The 15,659-nt window shown below is 67.6% G+C and carries 18 protein-coding genes and 1 other RNA gene; 5 read left to right on the forward strand and 14 right to left on the reverse strand.

Annotated features, from left to right (window positions below; genetic code table 11):
- Nucleotides 1-70 precede the first annotated feature (70 nt).
- The 8 genes from ACLQ24_RS20105 to ACLQ24_RS20140 form a co-directional block, all read right to left on the reverse strand.
- Nucleotides 71-811, reverse strand: a complete 741-nt coding sequence (locus tag ACLQ24_RS20105; RefSeq protein WP_425893251.1) for a site-specific integrase — start codon at nucleotides 809-811, stop codon at nucleotides 71-73.
- A complete protein-coding gene (locus tag ACLQ24_RS20110) occupies nucleotides 811-993 on the reverse strand; it encodes a helix-turn-helix domain-containing protein (protein ID WP_425893252.1) in 183 nt (60 codons plus the stop codon). Before ACLQ24_RS20110 ends, ACLQ24_RS20105 begins: the two co-directional genes overlap by 1 nt.
- Complete coding sequence (locus tag ACLQ24_RS20115) at nucleotides 993-2,741, reverse strand: replication initiator (protein ID WP_425893253.1); 1,749 nt, start codon at nucleotides 2,739-2,741, stop codon at nucleotides 993-995. Before ACLQ24_RS20115 ends, ACLQ24_RS20110 begins: the two co-directional genes overlap by 1 nt.
- On the reverse strand, nucleotides 2,738-3,277 hold the full coding sequence (locus ACLQ24_RS20120; protein ID WP_425893254.1) for a DUF2637 domain-containing protein: 540 nt from the start codon (nucleotides 3,275-3,277) through the stop codon (nucleotides 2,738-2,740). Before ACLQ24_RS20120 ends, ACLQ24_RS20115 begins: the two co-directional genes overlap by 4 nt.
- Nucleotides 3,274-3,465, reverse strand: coding sequence for a hypothetical protein (locus tag ACLQ24_RS20125; protein ID WP_377668278.1), 192 nt, complete (start codon nucleotides 3,463-3,465; stop codon nucleotides 3,274-3,276). Before ACLQ24_RS20125 ends, ACLQ24_RS20120 begins: the two co-directional genes overlap by 4 nt.
- Nucleotides 3,466-3,470: 5 nt before the next feature.
- Complete coding sequence (locus ACLQ24_RS20130) at nucleotides 3,471-3,725, reverse strand: hypothetical protein (protein ID WP_425893255.1); 255 nt, start codon at nucleotides 3,723-3,725, stop codon at nucleotides 3,471-3,473.
- On the reverse strand, nucleotides 3,722-5,314 hold the full coding sequence (locus ACLQ24_RS20135; protein WP_425893256.1) for an FtsK/SpoIIIE domain-containing protein: 1,593 nt from the start codon (nucleotides 5,312-5,314) through the stop codon (nucleotides 3,722-3,724). The genes ACLQ24_RS20130 and ACLQ24_RS20135 overlap by 4 nt, the downstream gene beginning before the upstream one ends.
- A gap of 209 nt (nucleotides 5,315-5,523) precedes the next feature.
- Entirely contained in the window at nucleotides 5,524-5,919 is a 396-nt protein-coding gene (locus ACLQ24_RS20140) for a transcriptional regulator (RefSeq protein WP_425893257.1), read from the reverse strand.
- Between the two features lie 161 nt (nucleotides 5,920-6,080).
- On the opposite strand from ACLQ24_RS20140, the gene ACLQ24_RS20145 reads away from it, so the two are divergent.
- The gene (locus tag ACLQ24_RS20145) at nucleotides 6,081-6,524 is read left to right on the forward strand and encodes a hypothetical protein (protein WP_425893258.1); all 444 of its coding nucleotides are present in this window, start codon (nucleotides 6,081-6,083) and stop codon (nucleotides 6,522-6,524) included.
- Here the strand turns inward: ACLQ24_RS20145 and ACLQ24_RS20150 are convergent.
- The 4 genes from ACLQ24_RS20150 to ACLQ24_RS20165 form a co-directional block, all read right to left on the reverse strand.
- The gene (locus tag ACLQ24_RS20150; protein ID WP_425893259.1) at nucleotides 6,508-7,284 is read right to left on the reverse strand and encodes a glycosyltransferase family 2 protein; all 777 of its coding nucleotides are present in this window, start codon (nucleotides 7,282-7,284) and stop codon (nucleotides 6,508-6,510) included. The genes ACLQ24_RS20145 and ACLQ24_RS20150 overlap by 17 nt on opposite strands.
- Nucleotides 7,272-8,093 (reverse strand): GntR family transcriptional regulator, encoded by an 822-nt coding sequence (locus tag ACLQ24_RS20155; RefSeq protein ID WP_393222064.1) that lies wholly within the window; start codon nucleotides 8,091-8,093, stop codon nucleotides 7,272-7,274. The genes ACLQ24_RS20150 and ACLQ24_RS20155 overlap by 13 nt, the downstream gene beginning before the upstream one ends.
- 133 nt (nucleotides 8,094-8,226) lie before the next feature.
- The gene (locus ACLQ24_RS20160) at nucleotides 8,227-8,571 is read right to left on the reverse strand and encodes a hypothetical protein (protein ID WP_425893260.1); all 345 of its coding nucleotides are present in this window, start codon (nucleotides 8,569-8,571) and stop codon (nucleotides 8,227-8,229) included.
- A complete protein-coding gene (locus ACLQ24_RS20165; protein ID WP_425893261.1) occupies nucleotides 8,564-8,893 on the reverse strand; it encodes a hypothetical protein in 330 nt (109 codons plus the stop codon). The genes ACLQ24_RS20160 and ACLQ24_RS20165 overlap by 8 nt, the downstream gene beginning before the upstream one ends.
- Before the next feature lie 550 nt (nucleotides 8,894-9,443).
- On the opposite strand from ACLQ24_RS20165, the gene ACLQ24_RS20170 reads away from it, so the two are divergent.
- Both ACLQ24_RS20170 and ACLQ24_RS20175 read left to right on the forward strand, forming a co-directional pair.
- A complete protein-coding gene (locus ACLQ24_RS20170) occupies nucleotides 9,444-9,866 on the forward strand; it encodes a GntR family transcriptional regulator (protein WP_425893262.1) in 423 nt (140 codons plus the stop codon).
- 269 nt (nucleotides 9,867-10,135) lie between these two features.
- On the forward strand, nucleotides 10,136-11,578 hold the full coding sequence (locus tag ACLQ24_RS20175; RefSeq protein ID WP_425893263.1) for a hypothetical protein: 1,443 nt from the start codon (nucleotides 10,136-10,138) through the stop codon (nucleotides 11,576-11,578).
- Between the two features lie 932 nt (nucleotides 11,579-12,510).
- Here the strand turns inward: ACLQ24_RS20175 and rnpB are convergent.
- Nucleotides 12,511-12,927: RNase P RNA component class A (gene rnpB / locus ACLQ24_RS20180), an RNA gene on the reverse strand.
- 127 nt (nucleotides 12,928-13,054) lie between these two features.
- On the opposite strand from rnpB, the gene ACLQ24_RS20185 reads away from it, so the two are divergent.
- Nucleotides 13,055-13,816 (forward strand): sulfite exporter TauE/SafE family protein, encoded by a 762-nt coding sequence (locus ACLQ24_RS20185; RefSeq protein ID WP_425893264.1) that lies wholly within the window; start codon nucleotides 13,055-13,057, stop codon nucleotides 13,814-13,816.
- A 24-nt stretch (nucleotides 13,817-13,840) separates the two neighbouring features.
- On the opposite strand, the gene ACLQ24_RS20190 is transcribed toward ACLQ24_RS20185, so the two are convergent.
- Complete coding sequence (locus ACLQ24_RS20190; RefSeq protein WP_425893265.1) at nucleotides 13,841-15,073, reverse strand: MFS transporter; 1,233 nt, start codon at nucleotides 15,071-15,073, stop codon at nucleotides 13,841-13,843.
- Between the two features lie 54 nt (nucleotides 15,074-15,127).
- Between ACLQ24_RS20190 and ACLQ24_RS20195 the strand changes: the two genes are divergently transcribed.
- Nucleotides 15,128-15,586, forward strand: coding sequence for a MarR family winged helix-turn-helix transcriptional regulator (locus ACLQ24_RS20195; RefSeq protein ID WP_425893266.1), 459 nt, complete (start codon nucleotides 15,128-15,130; stop codon nucleotides 15,584-15,586).
- The last annotated feature ends 73 nt before the right edge of the window (nucleotides 15,587-15,659 follow it).

A 15,659-nucleotide genomic window follows, 5' to 3' on the forward strand; every position in this document is an offset into this window, starting at 1 on the left:
GCGACATCGTCGCCGCCGCGCTGCACCTGACTCACTTCGAGTACAAATACCTACCTGAAAGTCGCTGAGATCACCTCACTAGCTTGACCTGACGGGAGACGTGCACCCAGCCGGCGTCGAAGTCGACGTCATCGACCCCGAGACCGAGGATTTCTCCCTGCCGCAGCCCGCAGCCGGCCCCCAGGTCGACCATCGGGCGGTACCGCTGAGCGAGACCACCGCGGATTGCCGAAACCTGGTCGTACCGCCAGGGCACCACCCGACGCTGTACCGGTCGCGGAGGCTTGACCGACTTTGCCGAACACGGGTTCTTGGCGATCCGCTCGTCGTCGACGGCCGCCCCGAGGATGGTCCGCAGGTGGGCGAAGACGACGGCCCGAGTCGCGGGTGCCAGCTTGCCGACCATCCCGGCGTCCCATTCCCGGATGTGTCCCGGCTTGATCGCGGCCAGTTGCCGAGAGCCGAAGAACGGCAGCAGGTGCTTGCGTACCCGAAACTCGGTGCTTTCCCGGGTCGACTCGTCGAAAGCGCGCGTGCGCAACCAGTTCTCGGCGTACTCGGCGAAGGCCATCCGACCGGCAGACGGATCGACGTAGGAGCCCCGAAGCTTGTCCGTCTCGGTCGAGACGAGGAACGCGTCAGCCTCGCGCTTTGCCCGGTCGGGGAAGGACTGGCTACGTTCGCGGCCGTCCGGGCCGATGTACCGCACCCGGTAGCGCATCCCCTTGCCGAACAGATCCGACTTGGTCCGCTCCTTCCGGCCGCCTTCGTGCCGGATCACCTTGTACCAGCGGTCCTCTACGTGTCCCATCAGGCCGCCGCCTGCTCACGTACCCATGACCGGACCGTCTCCGGTTCGTACCGCAGGTGTCGGCCGACCCGCGCCGCAGGCGGACCGAATTTGACCTTCCGCCAGCGGTACAGCGTCTCGGTTGGCACCCGCAGATACGCCGCCACGTCCGCGATCGTCCACAGCCCATCGTTCGCCGCCATCAAAGCCTCTCCCCCGTCGTGCCGTCCGTTCCCGTTCTCGGTGCGGCATCGGGGAGCTGCGCGGCCCGGTCCTTCGCGGCCAGGAGTTCGGCGCGCCAGCGGGCGCGTTCGCTGATAGAGCGCAACAGCCGGTGAGCGAGCGGACCCACGTCGGGGTCGTCGGGTCGGGCGAGTTCCCAGGCGTGCCGGACCGGTTCGACGGTCGCGCCCTGGTCGTCGACGGCGTCCAAGCCGACGCTCACGCCGAGCAGCGTCCGCACCCAGGCCCGCACGTCGTGTTTGTGGTCGGAGAGCGTTTTTCCGGACCAGTCGCGGGAGATGAGGATGCGCCGGCCGCCGATGCCGAGGGTGTCGCGCTGGTGGACCTTGCCCTTGCACCGGCCTGGCTTGAGCTTCGCGTTCGACCCCTTCGGTTGGACGCCGTAGAGCAACCAGTTCGCGCAGCGGTCGGTGCACGGGGTCAGCTGGAGTTCCTGCCACAGTCGGTCCAGGTGCGCGCGCTGCCGGCCGCTCGTGATCTTGTGAACGTCGCCGGTGTGCTTGGTGATGTACTTCGTGACGTACCGGATGGTCCGCTCGGCATCCTCGGTGCCGGGCATGACACCACGTGCATCGACCTGCGAGCCGAAACGCACGACGTGCACCGGTTCGGCATCCGAGTCCTCGTCGATCGCGTCGAGCGCTTCCGTCCAGTTGGTCAGCGGCGCTCGGGTGTCGGGGTCGACCCACGCCGAAGCCTGCTCGTCCCAGACCGGGAGCCGGTCGAGGGTGTACCGCTGCACATCCACGCTCGGCCACCACACCTGGTGATAGGTCGCCGCCGCCACGGTCCGCAGTACGTCACGCGGGATGGTGCCCCGGATGGCGAAGTGGGCGTGTGGGGCGAGGCGGCGTTGCGGCTCGACGCAGCCGGCGTACTGGACGTTCCAGCCCTCGCAGCGGCGCAGGTTCTGCCAGAACCGATCGAGCAGCCGGGGGAAGTGGACCGCGTCCCAGGCGGCGCGGCGGTAGTCGTACCGGTCGGGGTTGAGCGGGGTGCCGTCGGGGCGGACCGGGCCGTACGAGTCGAGGGTGAGCGTCAGCCACATCGACGGCCGGTAGGTCGAGCCGTCCGGGGCGGTGTAGGTCTTGCCGACCGTGCGGCGCTCGACCTTGCGGCGAGGCAGGTCCGGGGCATCCTGCCGCCGGCGGGTGGAGCGCTTGCGGCGCCGGCCGTTGTCCTCGTCGTCCTGGTCCTCGTCGCCGGTCGAGTGCGGCGGCGCGATCCGTCCCCGGAGCCCTTCGGCGGTGATCGCCTCTTCCACTTCCCGGATCGCCTCGTCGAGGTCGGTGACCTGGTCCCACTGGCTCGCCCGGGATGCCTCGTCACGGGAGAACTCCAGGTGTCCGCGCAGCAGGACGAGGGCCTTCTGTTCCTCGGTTGCCGGCTCCGGTGGCGGTAGCGGCTCGTCGTCGCGGTGCCAGCCCTCCCGGATCTGCGCCTGCCGCAGCCGGCGGTTCTTCTTGGCGCACGGGGCGCACTTGTCCTCACGGGTCGCCCCACAGGGCAGGTCGATGACCTCGGTCAGACCGGTGGCGAGATCCGTGCGGCGCATGGCGAGCGGACGGACGCAGACGCCGTACTCGGCCGCGATCTCCTTAAGCACGTCGACCGAGCGAGGCAGCGCCATGCGGGCCGCCCGCGACCCCGGCCGAGGTGCAACCGGGGTCGGGGCGGGTTCAAGGCCGGGCAGGGTCGGAGCGGTCACTGAATGATCCCGACGACGTGCGGCCGGTTGGACGGGACGACGGCGCGCGGAGGCACCACGGCCGGGGCGATGGACGGCGTCGGCTCCGCAGGGCGGAGCGGTTCCACGTCGGCGGGTTCCTCGTACTGGTAGGCGGTCGGCTGGTCCGGCTCGTCTGCCGGCGCAATGATCGGGGCGTTCGACAAGACGACCTTGACCAGCGCGAGGAACGCCAGCGACGGCACCGCCGCCACGATCCAGCCCCAAACCGACGCTTCGGCTTCCGCGACCTGGGCCGCGAGGGACAGCAGCGCGATCGCCACCAGGAGCGACCCGACCAGGCCGACCGGGCGACCGGCACGCCGCCGGGCACGGATCTCCAGCCCGAGGTAGATCGCCATCAGCTCGACCGCTACCGCGTTGGCCCAGCCGATCCAGTCGGGTTGGCCGTGGGCGACGGAGAGGTCGTGTACGTGGGTGAAGGCGGCGGCACCGGCCATGGTGCCGATGGCGAGCAGGATCAGCAGGCGTACCGCCGATTCGGTGCCGTTGCTCATCGCCACTCCTCCAGCGGCTTCTCCCGGATGGTCAGGTCGATGCGGATACGTCGGCCGTTCATGTCGGGACGGCGGTTGACCATGTGCGCCACGCCGTGCAGGGCCGCGGCGGTCTGGTCGGAGGGGCCGACGAGCCGGATGCGCAGCGGACGCCGAAGCCGGTCGATGATGCGGGTGAGGGGGTTCACGGCGGTTACCTCCGGGCCGGTCGAATGTCGGTGCGGATGTAGTCGGGTGGGCTGCCGAGCGCGGCGACCGCTTCGGAGAGGCAGCGCCACAGCGCCCACGCCTCGTCGGGGGTCAGGGCCATCCGTCGCCGGCCGGCACCAACCGCCAGATAGACGGGGTACGGGTCGGGCCGCTCCGGGTCGACGCGGACGGAGACGGCGGTGACCGGTTCGGGGGTACGCAGCCGGTAGAAGCGCCGGCCGTTCGTCGCGGCGGTCATCGGGCGTCGCCCCTGGTGTCCCGGTCGAGCAGGTTGCGCAGGGATTCGGGGAGCAGCGGCCCGGACGGCTTACGGGGCAGCGGCGGCCGGACCGGTTCGGTGGCGGTTTCCCGGCCGACCTGGGCGAGGATGTCCGAGGCGTCGACCGGGGCCGGGTACTGCCGGGCCATGTCGCGGATGTCGTCGTCGCTGAGGTACGAGAAGCGGACCCGCATCGGGTCGGGGGTGCCGTCGAGGATGACGTACCCGACGCGCTTCGCCCACCGGGGCATCTGGTCCGCGAGCGCGCCCCGCTTGCGGGCACCGTCGCCAAGAACCATGTCGACCTGCGACGCCTCGGTCAGGCCCAGCGCGACCCGGGTCGGAAACAGATCCCGGAACGGCAGTACGTCCTTACGCGGGTCCTGCAACGCGGCCACCACCAGGACGCCGACGCCGGCCCCCTGGGACAGCAGCAGCCCCAGCGACGACGCGATGCGCTTGCGCAGCTCGACGTCTTGCAGGTACGCGGTCAGCGCGGCCATCTCGTCAATGACGACCACGACCAGGGGGTCAGCCTCGGTCGGGGTATGGACACGAACCCGGCCGGCAAGCCGAATCTGCCGCTCCCGCAGCACCTCCACCGCTTCGTCGAGCAGATCGGCCATGGCCTCGAACGACCTGCCGGCGAACCGGGCGAACATCGGACGGCCGAGAGCGAACTCCATCCCGCCCTTGGGGTCGATCACCCAGAGCCGGACGAGGCCCGAGGCGATCCCGCCGCCGAGCACCCGGACCAGTGACCACAGCACCGAGCCCTTACCGGACCGAGTCGCACCGCCCACCAGGACATGCGTGGAGAGCAGGTGCAGCGACCAGGTACGCAGGTCTTCGCGCCGGGCCAGCGGGAGCGCGGTGAAGTCCGGCACCGCCGGCACCGCGAACGGCGGGACCACAGTCCGCAGCGCATCGGTACGGACCAGCGCCAGGTAGACCAGCGTCGGACGATCCCGATAGCGCACCCGGTCGACGAGCCGCAGCAACCAGGCACCCCGACCGGTCCGGGTCGGAGGGTCGCCGGGACGCTCGGAGTAGACCCGCGCGTGCCGCCGGCCGAACGCGTACGCCAGGTTGGCGCTGACCGCCTGGAACTGCTCCGGCGTCTGCCCCCGAACCATCCGGACGGTCAGCACGTCGAGCGCCTGATCCGAACGCACCCGCAGCAGCTCGGGCAGGACCGGACGATGGTCGTACACCTCGGATAGTCCGCAGAGGGTCATGGCCTCCCGCCACGCCCGCCGGTAGACGAACACCCGACGCCACGAGCCGAGCAGCGGACCCGCCAGCCAGGCCCACCAGGACGACTCGTCACGCCACCGCCACACCACCGACACCGCAGCCACCAGCACGAGCGGCACCACCAGGCCGAGCCAGTTGAACGCGACGTAGAGCCAGAGCGCCAGCACCGCCGAAGCCGTGGCCACCGGGTGCCGCAGGCACCACCAGAGGACCCGCCCGGACCACCTCAGCAGCAGGCCGAGCAGCACCATCCAGAACGGCAGCTTGAGCTTCTTCGGCCGGATCACCAGCAGATCCCCGGCCGAGGTCATCAACACCTCACCCCGAGGCCGCCCGATCACTTGGCACCTCCGGCCAGGCTGAATAGGGCCTGACACACACCGCACCGGGGCCAGCCACGGCCAGCCCGACGCCTACCCTTGGACACGTCTGCACCTCTCTCGACAGAGCAGGGGGAAGAGACACCAGGGCGGGGCTGCCGTCCGCCAAGACCTGACAGCCCCGCCCTGACCAGAACCGGCTACGCCGACGCCTTCTGGTTGACACCCGCCGGCGCACGCAACCCGGTCGCCCGCAGCGAATACGCCATCCGGTTGTTGTTGCCGACGTACGGCGTGACGGTCATCCCGTCGAACTCGACCGCCTCGAACAGGCCACCCGTGGGCGGCACCGGCTGGTAATCGGCCGAGATCTTCACCGTCGTCTCCCGGGACCGCTTGCCAAGCTCAGGGTCGAGATCCATGACCCGGACCTGCCACACCCGCTGGCCGGTCAGCTTGTCCTTGGCCGGCGACCGTCGGCCCGTCTTCTCGTCGTAGTCCTCGACCTCGCCCAGGGACTCGGGCACCAGCGCGCACCCAGCCGGGAACACGTCCTCGAACCGCACAGCGAACCGCGTTCCGCCTCGCAGAGCCATCGCTCAACCTCCAGCTTGTTGACTTGTCTGCCAAGTTGCGATTGAAGGTAGACGGCACTTGGCAGACAAGTCAACAAGTTTGCCCAGAAGCGTTGATCCGCAAGGCATTCCGGGCCTTGGGGGGTGGTACTAACTCGGCTGTTTGGGGTATCTCGGGCACCATGCCCGGTGACATGAGATCAGTGGATGAGACGCACGCACGGCCAGCCGGAGTCGACGACAGGACCGTCGAGGCGTTGGGTGAGCTGAGCAAAGCCATGGAGACGATCCACCGCGTACGCGGCCACCTGTATTCGGCGCACCAGCTTGTCGGCGGCGCGGATCTGACTCTTGACCGAGCGATCCGGCTGCTCCGCGAGGCCGGGCATGACGAGGTTGCCGACCGGGTCGAGCACGAGCTGGTGGGCCGCAACGTCCTCCCGGGACGGTGGACGTTCCAGGTCGTGGAGGAGTTCGACGATGGGTACTACGCCGCGTTCCAGGAGATCGAGCGGTACGCCCGCGACGAGCTAGCCGGCGGTCGACGGCACATCTACGAGGCAGAGATGAAGCAGCGACGGCGTACCCATGGGATGCCGGGGCACGAGGCTACGCCGCAGGAGTGAGCGGCAGCCCGTTCGGGAGCATCGAGGCCAGGGCTACGGCTCTGGCCTCGATGATCTTCATCCGACCCTCGTACTCGATGGGCTCGCGGTGGGCGGCTTGGCTGGTGACCTGACCCGGCCACTTGCGGTAGAGCAGACCGTGTTCGCGGGTGAAGTAGCCATCGCTGACCGCGCTCGCGGCCAGGAGTAGGCCGGTGTCCTCGGAGGCGGGGAGCGCCATCCAGCCGCCGAGCGCCAGGAGCAGATCCCTGCGGATGCACAGGGTGGCGGGGTGCACCTGGGACCGGTATCCGTTGGCCTGCCAGAAGGCCAGGACGGCACCGCGGGCGATGGTTCCGCCTTCCGGGTCCTTGTCCCAGCCGAGGGTGGACCCGTCCGGCATCAGGTCCAAGACGCGGGAAGTCGTCCAGCCGATCTGGGGATGCGCCTCGAAGGCGGCGATGTCCCGGGCGAGGGCACCGGGGGTGAACTGGTCGTCCGCGTCCAAGACTTTCACGTGTTGCCCGGCGACCCGGGAAAGAGCGGAGGTACGGGCAACACCTGGCCCGCCGGGACGACCGCCGCCGATGCTGATGCGAGGGTCGTCCGGCAGAACACCGTTCAGCGCACCGGTCTGCCCGTCCTCCTGGACGAGCCACTGCCAGTCCCACCCGTCCGGCATCTCCTGCTTGACCAGCGAGTCGTACGCGCCGGGCAGATGCTCGATGCTGGGCGCGTGGACGGGCGTGATGACCGAGACGAGCTGCGTCAAGTTTTCCACCGTTGCAGTTTGTGGGAGTAGACCAACTCTGTCCGGTCCCCCGGCATCACCACATCGGCTACTTCGACGACGCGGCCCTTGGTGTCGATCGAGGTTTTGCGCACGGTGAGCACCGAGACGCCTGGGTCGATGTCCAGCAACTCGGCCTCGTCGGGCGACGGTGGGCGCGCACGGATCTCGTCGTCGATCCGGTCCACCTCGATACCGAGGGTGTGAAGTTGGTGCTGCGTGCCGCCCGGCCAGGGCTCCTTACCCGCGTCGAGCAGGTCCGGGTTCGCGGCCACCAGGTCGTACGGCAGATAGGAGTACGACATGGTCAGCGGGGCGTTCTCATGCCGAGAGGTCGTCCAGTAGACCCGCCGCAACAACGGGGTGCCGGGCTCGACCTGCAAAGCCGCCGCCATGTCCGAATCAGCTTCCACGCGGGCGTACTCGGCGTGGAACTTCAGGTCATCGACGGTCAGGCCGGTGTCGTGCTCGGTGGCCCCGGTCTTCAGCCGCTCCGACTCGTCGAGCAGTGCCCGGTCCTTCTCCCACTGGTAGCGCTCGGCGTTGCGCCGCCGTACCCGCTGACGGGGTGCCCGTACGTAGGTGCCGCGCCCCTGCTCCGCACGGACCAGGCCCCACTCCCGAAGCTGTCGGATGGCGTTGCGGACGCTGGTGCGCGACAGGCCGGACGAGTCGGCCAGCTCGGTCTCGCTCGGCATGAGCGTGCCGGGGGCCAGTTCTCCGGCCACGATCTTTGCCCGCAACTCTTCTGCGAGTTGCAGGTAACGAGGGCGCCAGTCCCGGCCTTGCACACCGGTCACCGTACCCCCTAGACGTTCCAACGTCTGCCAGGCGGTCCCGCCTGCGGGCCGCTCAGGCACCGGAGGCACGACGGGCACCGGGCGCTTCACGGGCCGAGTACTCGTCGACGGCACCCGACCGATGGGCCGACGCTCAGAGGTGTTCATGGCACCCTTCCAGAGGCTGCCCCTTGGTCATCATCACCAGGCGGGCGTAGGTCAACTCGTAGATGAGCCGGTCGAGCTGAGTCCGGGAGAGCAAGACCGATTCGGTGGCACCGCTGCGGCTGGCGTCGAGCTTCACGGCCAGGTCGCGGCGGGAGAATCGGTCCGTCAGCAGTTGCACGCTGATCCAGCCGGTCCGCTCCCGGCCGATGGTTCGCAGCAGGCCCCGATGCATCGGGTCGTTCGGGCCGCACCCTCGGCACCAGCTCGGGCAGTCGGCGGGATTCGCGGACGGAGTCGGTCCCCGCTCGTTCGTGGCCTCGGGTTCAGTCACCGGTGGCCTCCGTGTGGGTTCCGGCCTGCACCAACAAGGAGCGAAGCTGCCCGATCAGTTGGGCAACCTGCGAAGGGGACAGAGCCACCCAGGCGATCCCGCCCCGGCTCGTCACGTGCACCGCGACCAGGGGCACGCGAGCGTCGGAGCCGACGAGGTACGTCACGACCTGGCCGCTCTGCCGACTTTCGCCCAGACGCTGCATCGCGCCACGGTGACGACGCGGCATGTGGGCCATCAGCGGCGGCACCAGGTGGCCGCATCGGTCGGGAGCACACCATGCCGGGTGGCTGCCGCTGTTCAGCTTGCCCGCGATGCTCACCGCACCCACCGCCCACCGTTGCCCCGGTAGATCTGGGCCGGTGTCATCAGCGGCGCACTCCTCAGCACCGGCAGTTTCCGGGTCGGCGCGTTGGCCCACGCGTGCAACGGCGTCAGGCAGGGCGTACAGCGGCCCGAGGTGGCCGCGTTTCCGCCGGGACTGGACGGCGAACGTCTACGAAACCTCCAGACCAAGAACCAATGCCGCCGACGATGAGAGCCAGACATCGCACCTCCACGGGTAGGCCGGGACCGGTCGTCAGCCACGCGCACACGCAGCCGGCCACCGATCCGGGTGAGGGCACGGCGCACCGTCCGACGCAGACGGGTCGGGTATCGCCGAGCCAGGTTGTACGCGCGACTACCGCAACCGGTCCGATAGGACGCCGCGCGTCACGTGCGACCAGGAGCAGCGCGACACCACCCCTGATACAAGCCGTCATCCTGACCGCACACCCGGAAACGTACCTACAACTGAATGAGTTGTCTAGACATGGAAACTTGCCTCCTGGTTGACACTTGATACGACAAGTGCCAGGTACGGTGACCGAGTGCCCACCCCGCACTACGGACAGCCCCGTTACCGCGTCATCGCGAACCAACTCAGGGAACGCATCGAGAGCGGCAGCATCCCCCCGGGCGCACTCCTGCCGACGGAGAGCGCCCTTACCTCGGAGTTCCGGGCAAGTCGTGGCACTGTCCGTCAAGCCATCGCCGTCCTACGTGACGCAGGGTTAGTCAACACCGAGCACGGTCGTGGCACCTCCGCAAGGAGAGTCCACGAGAGGCACAACTCCGAACGGCACCCCGAATCAGACACTCAACAGCGCGAGGTCGCCGCCGACCCGGAGCTTGCAGCACTCTTCGGCATTGAAGTCGGCACAACCTTGATCTGGCAGCAGCGCGTCAACCGGTGCGGCGGAGTCGTCGAATCAGTCGTCAGGAGCTATCGGCCGCACCGACCGGGGCCATAGAGAGCCGACCCCCTGCGCCACATCACACGGAACCCAGCCGCCAGGCGCAAGCACTGGCAACCCAACTGGCGGCGCGCTGTCAGACAACCGAGGACCCCGGACCGCCAGAAGACCAGGCGACCTGGGTTCTTCGGTTGCAGCGTCCCACCGATAGTCATCATCGCGCCTGAACGGCGGTCTAAGTAAGCAGCCGTTCTTATGGTTGAAGTTCACCCAGGGTGTGGATAGCATTACCTTCCGCTATCGGGCCCAGCGACATCTGGAGCGTCATGAGGGTTTCGGAATACTACGAATTGGGACGTTCGCAGCCGGAGCTTGACTTTGTAGATGTCGATACGGAAACGGACTCGCAGGTCTTCATGGACCCTCGCGCGATCCGAATCCAGCAATCTGAGTTCTCCGAGAAATGCCAAATGCTCCTGGTTTCATTTTTTCATGAGCTGCTAATGGCTATAACCAAAGATGACAGCGACCGGGTTTATGACCTCCTAGGCCAACTGAATGAACCAAACGAGACTCACCTGGGTTACTCAAAAGGCCGATCACGCGGACGCGGCCTGGGTGGATTAGGTGCCGAGAGCGTCGCAAGGATGATCCGACGCAGCAAAGCCGCGAAGTCGGGGGTGCTAGCAGATCTCGAAGACACTGCACTTTTCATCCCCGGCATCAAACACGATATCGTTTCGGACATCGCGACACACATCCTAAGAGGAGCGCTGATTGGTTACACACAAAAGGCCGCCGAGTTTTACCATATACCCCTGGAACCTCAGTACAGCGGCGCAATCTGGAATCCAGACAAATGCGAGTGGGAGTTTGACTATGTAGATTTGCCGCGAGTCGAAGATGACCCGCTTCTTTTGATCCCGAAATCAATCGTCCGATTTCAACTTACCCTCGACGAGAAGAAGTATTATAACGGCTTTCTAGCTCCGCTCCACGAGGCTGCGGAGATCGATGCCCGGAGCAACCTCGTTGCCATCTTGAAGAATGGAACGCCCTACGTTAGTAGAGACAAGCTCAAGGAGAAGTACCCTTTAAACAAAGTTGCTATCGTTGAGTACACCCAGAAATTTACAGGGGCTCTCGATCGCTACAAGTCTTCCATCTCGCACTTAACAAGCCCCGTCCTTACCCATGAGCAGCTAGCTCAGAGGCTTGACGTGCCAACCCCAGATTACGATGCTTTGCTTGGCCGAATGAAGGGCATACAGGCCGGCAAGACGGGAGCACACTTGTATCATCAGGCTGTAGAGCAACTGATGTCTGCCCTGTTTTACCCGCACCTGGGGAATGTGCGCTTAGAGCGCGAAATCCACGAAGGACGGAAGCGCATAGACATCTGCTATGACAATTTAAGCAACATGGGAACATTCTTCTGGCTCACTCAGCACCGAGCATCTCAAATTCCCGTTGAGTGCAAAAATTATAGAAAAGACCCGAGGAATCCAGAGCTTGACCAGATAGCGAATCGCTTCTCGGATCATCGCGGAAGAGTTGGTTTCATCACCTGTCGAAAACTCTACGACAAGACGCTTTTTATTCAAAGGTGCAGAGATACCGCGATGGATGGAAATGGCTTCGTGATACCGCTCGATGATAGCGACTTCGAAGAACTCGTCCGGGAGCGCAACGCGGTCCAGGGTGCCTCTTACCGCGATAAGGCCATGTTCAAACTAATCAGAGAACGTTTCGACGCCCTTGTAAGCTGACGGTCCCACGCAAAGGCGTTGATGATGGTTGCGCAGGCCAGCCCGACGTACGTGTTCAGCCAACGTCAACGGCATGATCATGCCTTGTCGAGACTCTCGCCGATCTGGTCAAACCATTACAGAGCGGACGGCCACAGCTGGCAGGAGCGGCTGCAGGGTCAAGATCGACCCACCGTATGAGCGCATAACCACAGGTCAGACCGATTCGGCCGCCCATCTACTCACGCTGAACAGCTACAGCCCGACGGTGCGATCCAGGGATTTCGCTGCTCTGCAGGAGCACGGCCGACGACAAAGGGAACGGTGAGCGGTCGTCCTGATGGTCCAACAGCAGATGATGTGAAATCTGACGGGCTCATGCACGAAGCAGTCGAGGCGTCGTAGCGTCGTGCTGCCGAATTCCTCTGTTCTGGATCAAGGCACCGCGCTCCGCGCGGTGCGGGGCGGCAAGCCCGGCCGACGGCAAGCCGCCCCGGTCGCCTTCGGCACCGGGGCGGTGAGCCACCGACAGCCGCCGGGACACCGCCCCACCAACCCGAGGGACCAGTTCCAGCGAGGCCGCGACGGAAGCCGACGGGGCGGCGTGATCGGGTGGACGGGGCTTCCGACTGCCGCGCCAGTCCAACCCCGGGACTGGCTTGCCACCGCGTCTCCGAGTCGCGCCAGGAGCAACACCGCCAGGACGTGCCCAGCATCCACGACAGCGGGCGGCACCACGCAGAAGCCCCGCCAAATCACTGAACGGCCGGCAGAACGGAGCGATGCGCCGCGCCGACTTGGCGGGCTGCTGACCGAAGACTCAGGCCGTCTCCAGGCCGTCCCAGGCCGTGGCCAGGCCGTCAAACGCCACCCAACGATGACCAAGGTCAACCAACAGCACCAGATAAACGACCATCTCAGAGCCATGATCGAGGCTCTGAGCTGGTGGGCGACGGACGAGTCGACCTGTACGCCGGATTCTGTGCGCGGCGCGTACCCCGAGGGGTTCCGCGCCGGCGGCGGCCATCCATCTCGGCCTGCCGTTGCCGGCAGGCTCCAGCGGCCTACCCGCAGACATCGGGCGGGCAGCCCTCAAGCGTCTGCGCCGGGTCGTCATCTTGCGGTGACGGCCCTTGCTTGGCCTTGCTCCGGGTGGGGTTTACCGAGCCACCCCGGTCACCCGGGGTGCTGGTGGGCTCTTACCCCACCGTTTCACCCTTACCGTCCCCGTTGGGGTCGGCGGTCTGTTTTCTGTGGCACTGTCCCGCGGGTCGCCCCGGGTTGCCGTTAACAACCACCCTGCCCTGTGGAGTCCGGACGTTCCTCGGCGGCGGGCCTCAGCCCGCCGACGCGACCGCCCGGTCGACTCGTCCGTCGCGCTCCCATCCTAACGACGAGCATGCCGCCGGTAATGCCGCCCCGCCTGGGCAAGATCGCGCAGCTCATGGCCGATCCGGCGACGCCAGCTCAGAAGGCGACAGCTAGCCTCGTGGGGCTATGGATCTCTCTCACGCCGCGCTGCTGCTCGCCGCCGGTCTCGCTGCGGGCACGGTCAACGCGGTGGCCGGTGGTGGTTCGCTGATCACGTTCCCGGCGATGATCGCGGTCGGGTTGCCGCCGGTGCCGGCGAACGTCAGCAACTCCGTCGCCGTGTTCCCCGGGTACGTGGCCAGTGTGGCGGGCAGCCGGCAGGACCTGCCGCGCCCCCGCGCGCTCGCCACGTTGGTGCCGACCACGATCGTCGGCACGATTGTCGGGGCGCTGTTGCTACTGGCGACTCCGGCCCGCGCGTTCGAGCTGATCGTACCCTTTCTGGTTCTCGGCGCGACCGCGGTCCTGGCCTTCCAGGACCCGCTGCGCCGGCTGGTCGGTTACCCCCGGGATCTGTCGCCCCGGCGGCGAACGGTCGCGGTGCAGACGATGGTCGCGCTCGGCGCGGTGTACGGCGGGTACTTCGGCGCGGCCCTCGGGGTGATGCTGGTGGCCGGCCTGGCTCTGGTGCTCGACGCGACGCTGGCGCGGGTGAGCGCGATCAAGAATCTGCTCTCCGCGGTGGTGGGGTTCACGACGCTGGTGGTGTTCGCCCTGTTCGGCCCGGTCAACTGGGCGGCGGTCGCGGTGGTCGCGCCCGCCACCCTGATTGGGGGGTACGCGGGCGCCCGGCTGGTCCGCCGGCTGCCGGCGGTGCTGCTCAAGACGCTGATCGTGGTGTTCGGTACGACGATCGGCCTCTACCTGCTCTACCGCGCCCTGCGCTGACTCGCCGCCGCACAAGAGACGCCCTCAGTAGGCCTCGCCCACCGGCTCCTCGGGAGCGTGCTCGGTGTTCGCGGCGGCGCGGTTCCAGCGGGACCAGAGGACCCGTTCGCCGTAGCCGGCGGCCATCACGTGCGCGAACGCCAGGTAGACCAGCACACCGACGGCGAGCACCCCGAACCCGACCCAGAACGGCAGCGCCAGGGACTGCTCGGCGAGCTTGCCGGAGATGATCGGCGCGGGCGCGGCGGCACCCCAGCGGACCAGGTTGAACGCGCCGGTGGCGAGCCTGCGGTCGCTGGAGCCGAGGCCGAGCGCCAGGTCGGTGAGGTTGGCGTTGGCCATGCCCATGCAGAGGCCGGCGAGCACGAGCACGATGAGCGCCTCGGCGGTGCTGGTGCTCGTGGCGAAGAGGGCCATGCAGACCAGCAGGCCGGCGATGGCCACGCCGACGGTCTGTACCGCGCCGATCCGGTGGGCGAGCCGGTGGCCGATCACCAGGATGCCGGTGGCCAGGCCGAGCCCCCAGCCGGTGAACGCGAGCCCCAGCGGGACGACGTCCAGGCCGAGGAACAGCGGCGTGTAGCCGAGCACGACGAAGAACACGAAGTTGTACGCGGCGGTCACCACGCAGAGCGCGATGAACGCCGGTCGGCGGTAGGTGGCGAAGATCTGGCCGACGCGTACCGGAGCCTGCCGGTTGGTGGGCTCGCGCAGCTTGCGGGCGGCCACGCCGAGGGCGAGGACCATGAACACGCCGCAGACGAAGAACGGCAGCCGCCAGGAGACCTGGCCGAGCAGGCCGCCGAGCAGCGGGCCGACGGCGAAGCCGAGGCCGAGGGCGGTCTCGAACAGGCCGACCACCCACTCCCGGTCGATGGCCAGGTTGACCAGCACCACCATGGCGGTGGCGAAGAACATCGCGTTGCCCAGCCCCCACACGCCGCGCAGCACGGAGAGCTGCACGATGTTGTCGCTGAACGACGCGAGGATGGCGGCCAGGCCGACCACCGAGACGCCGCCGATCAACACCGGCTTGAAGCCGAACCGGCCGCTGGCGAGCGTCGCCGGGATCATCCCCAGGGCCATGACCGCGATGTACGCGGTGAACAGCAGCTCGACCTGCCAGGCGGTGACCCCGATCGCCTCGCCGATGGCGGGCAGGATCGGGTCGACGACGGCGATGCCCGCGATGGCGAGGAACGCCACCAGCGTGGTGGCGTAGATGGCACTGCGGTTTGGTTCGGATGACCGATCCACTCCGACTCCCCAATTAGCTGTATCGTGCAGGTATTTACCCTGTATCCTACAGCTATGAGCGACGACCACGAGAGCACCCTCGGCCTGATCGAGACCGAGGTGGCCCTGCTGATGCGCTTCGGCGAGGCCACCCGGCGGGCCACCGGGTCCGCCGAGCACCGGGTGCTCGACCGCGCGGCGTACGTGATTCTGCGGCACCTGGACGCCGCCGGCCCGCAGAACGTCTCCGCCCTCGCCGCGCGACTCAACCTGGACGGCTCGACGGTGACCCGACAGGTCTCCGCCCTGCAACGCGACGGCCTCATCGCCCGCGCCCCCGACCCGACGGACGGACGCGGCACGGTCATCTCCCCCACCGCGGCCGGCCTACAGCGGATGGCCGCCGTACAGGCGGCCCGCACCCGGCTCTACGGCGACATGCTGGCCGACTGGAGCGCCGAGGACCGGGCCACCCTGGCCGCTCTGCTGGGCCGCCTCAACCAGGCCCTGGTCAACCGCAACCGCCCCCGCTGAACCCCGCACCCCGGCCCACCCGCTCCGCCTTATCCACCCGACCCACCCGGGCTCGGCCCACCCGGGCTCGGCC

This window comes from Micromonospora sp. DT4, assembly GCF_049841675.1.
Classification (GTDB): domain Bacteria; phylum Actinomycetota; class Actinomycetes; order Mycobacteriales; family Micromonosporaceae; genus Micromonospora.

Coding starts and splice junctions, on each gene's coding strand:
- ACLQ24_RS20135 (WP_425893256.1), bottom strand. CDS start 5,314: ATGACCTCGGCCGGGGATCTGCTGGTGATCCGGCCGAAGAAGCTCAAG.
- ACLQ24_RS20145 (WP_425893258.1), top strand. CDS start 6,081: ATGCCCGGTGACATGAGATCAGTGGATGAGACGCACGCACGGCCAGCC.
- ACLQ24_RS20105 (WP_425893251.1), bottom strand. CDS start 811: ATGGGACACGTAGAGGACCGCTGGTACAAGGTGATCCGGCACGAAGGC.
- ACLQ24_RS20195 (WP_425893266.1), top strand. CDS start 15,128: ATGAGCGACGACCACGAGAGCACCCTCGGCCTGATCGAGACCGAGGTG.
- ACLQ24_RS20120 (WP_425893254.1), bottom strand. CDS start 3,277: ATGAGCAACGGCACCGAATCGGCGGTACGCCTGCTGATCCTGCTCGCC.
- ACLQ24_RS20130 (WP_425893255.1), bottom strand. CDS start 3,725: ATGACCGCCGCGACGAACGGCCGGCGCTTCTACCGGCTGCGTACCCCC.
- ACLQ24_RS20140 (WP_425893257.1), bottom strand. CDS start 5,919: ATGGCTCTGCGAGGCGGAACGCGGTTCGCTGTGCGGTTCGAGGACGTG.
- ACLQ24_RS20175 (WP_425893263.1), top strand. CDS start 10,136: ATGAGGGTTTCGGAATACTACGAATTGGGACGTTCGCAGCCGGAGCTT.
- ACLQ24_RS20110 (WP_425893252.1), bottom strand. CDS start 993: ATGGCGGCGAACGATGGGCTGTGGACGATCGCGGACGTGGCGGCGTAT.
- ACLQ24_RS20185 (WP_425893264.1), top strand. CDS start 13,055: ATGGATCTCTCTCACGCCGCGCTGCTGCTCGCCGCCGGTCTCGCTGCG.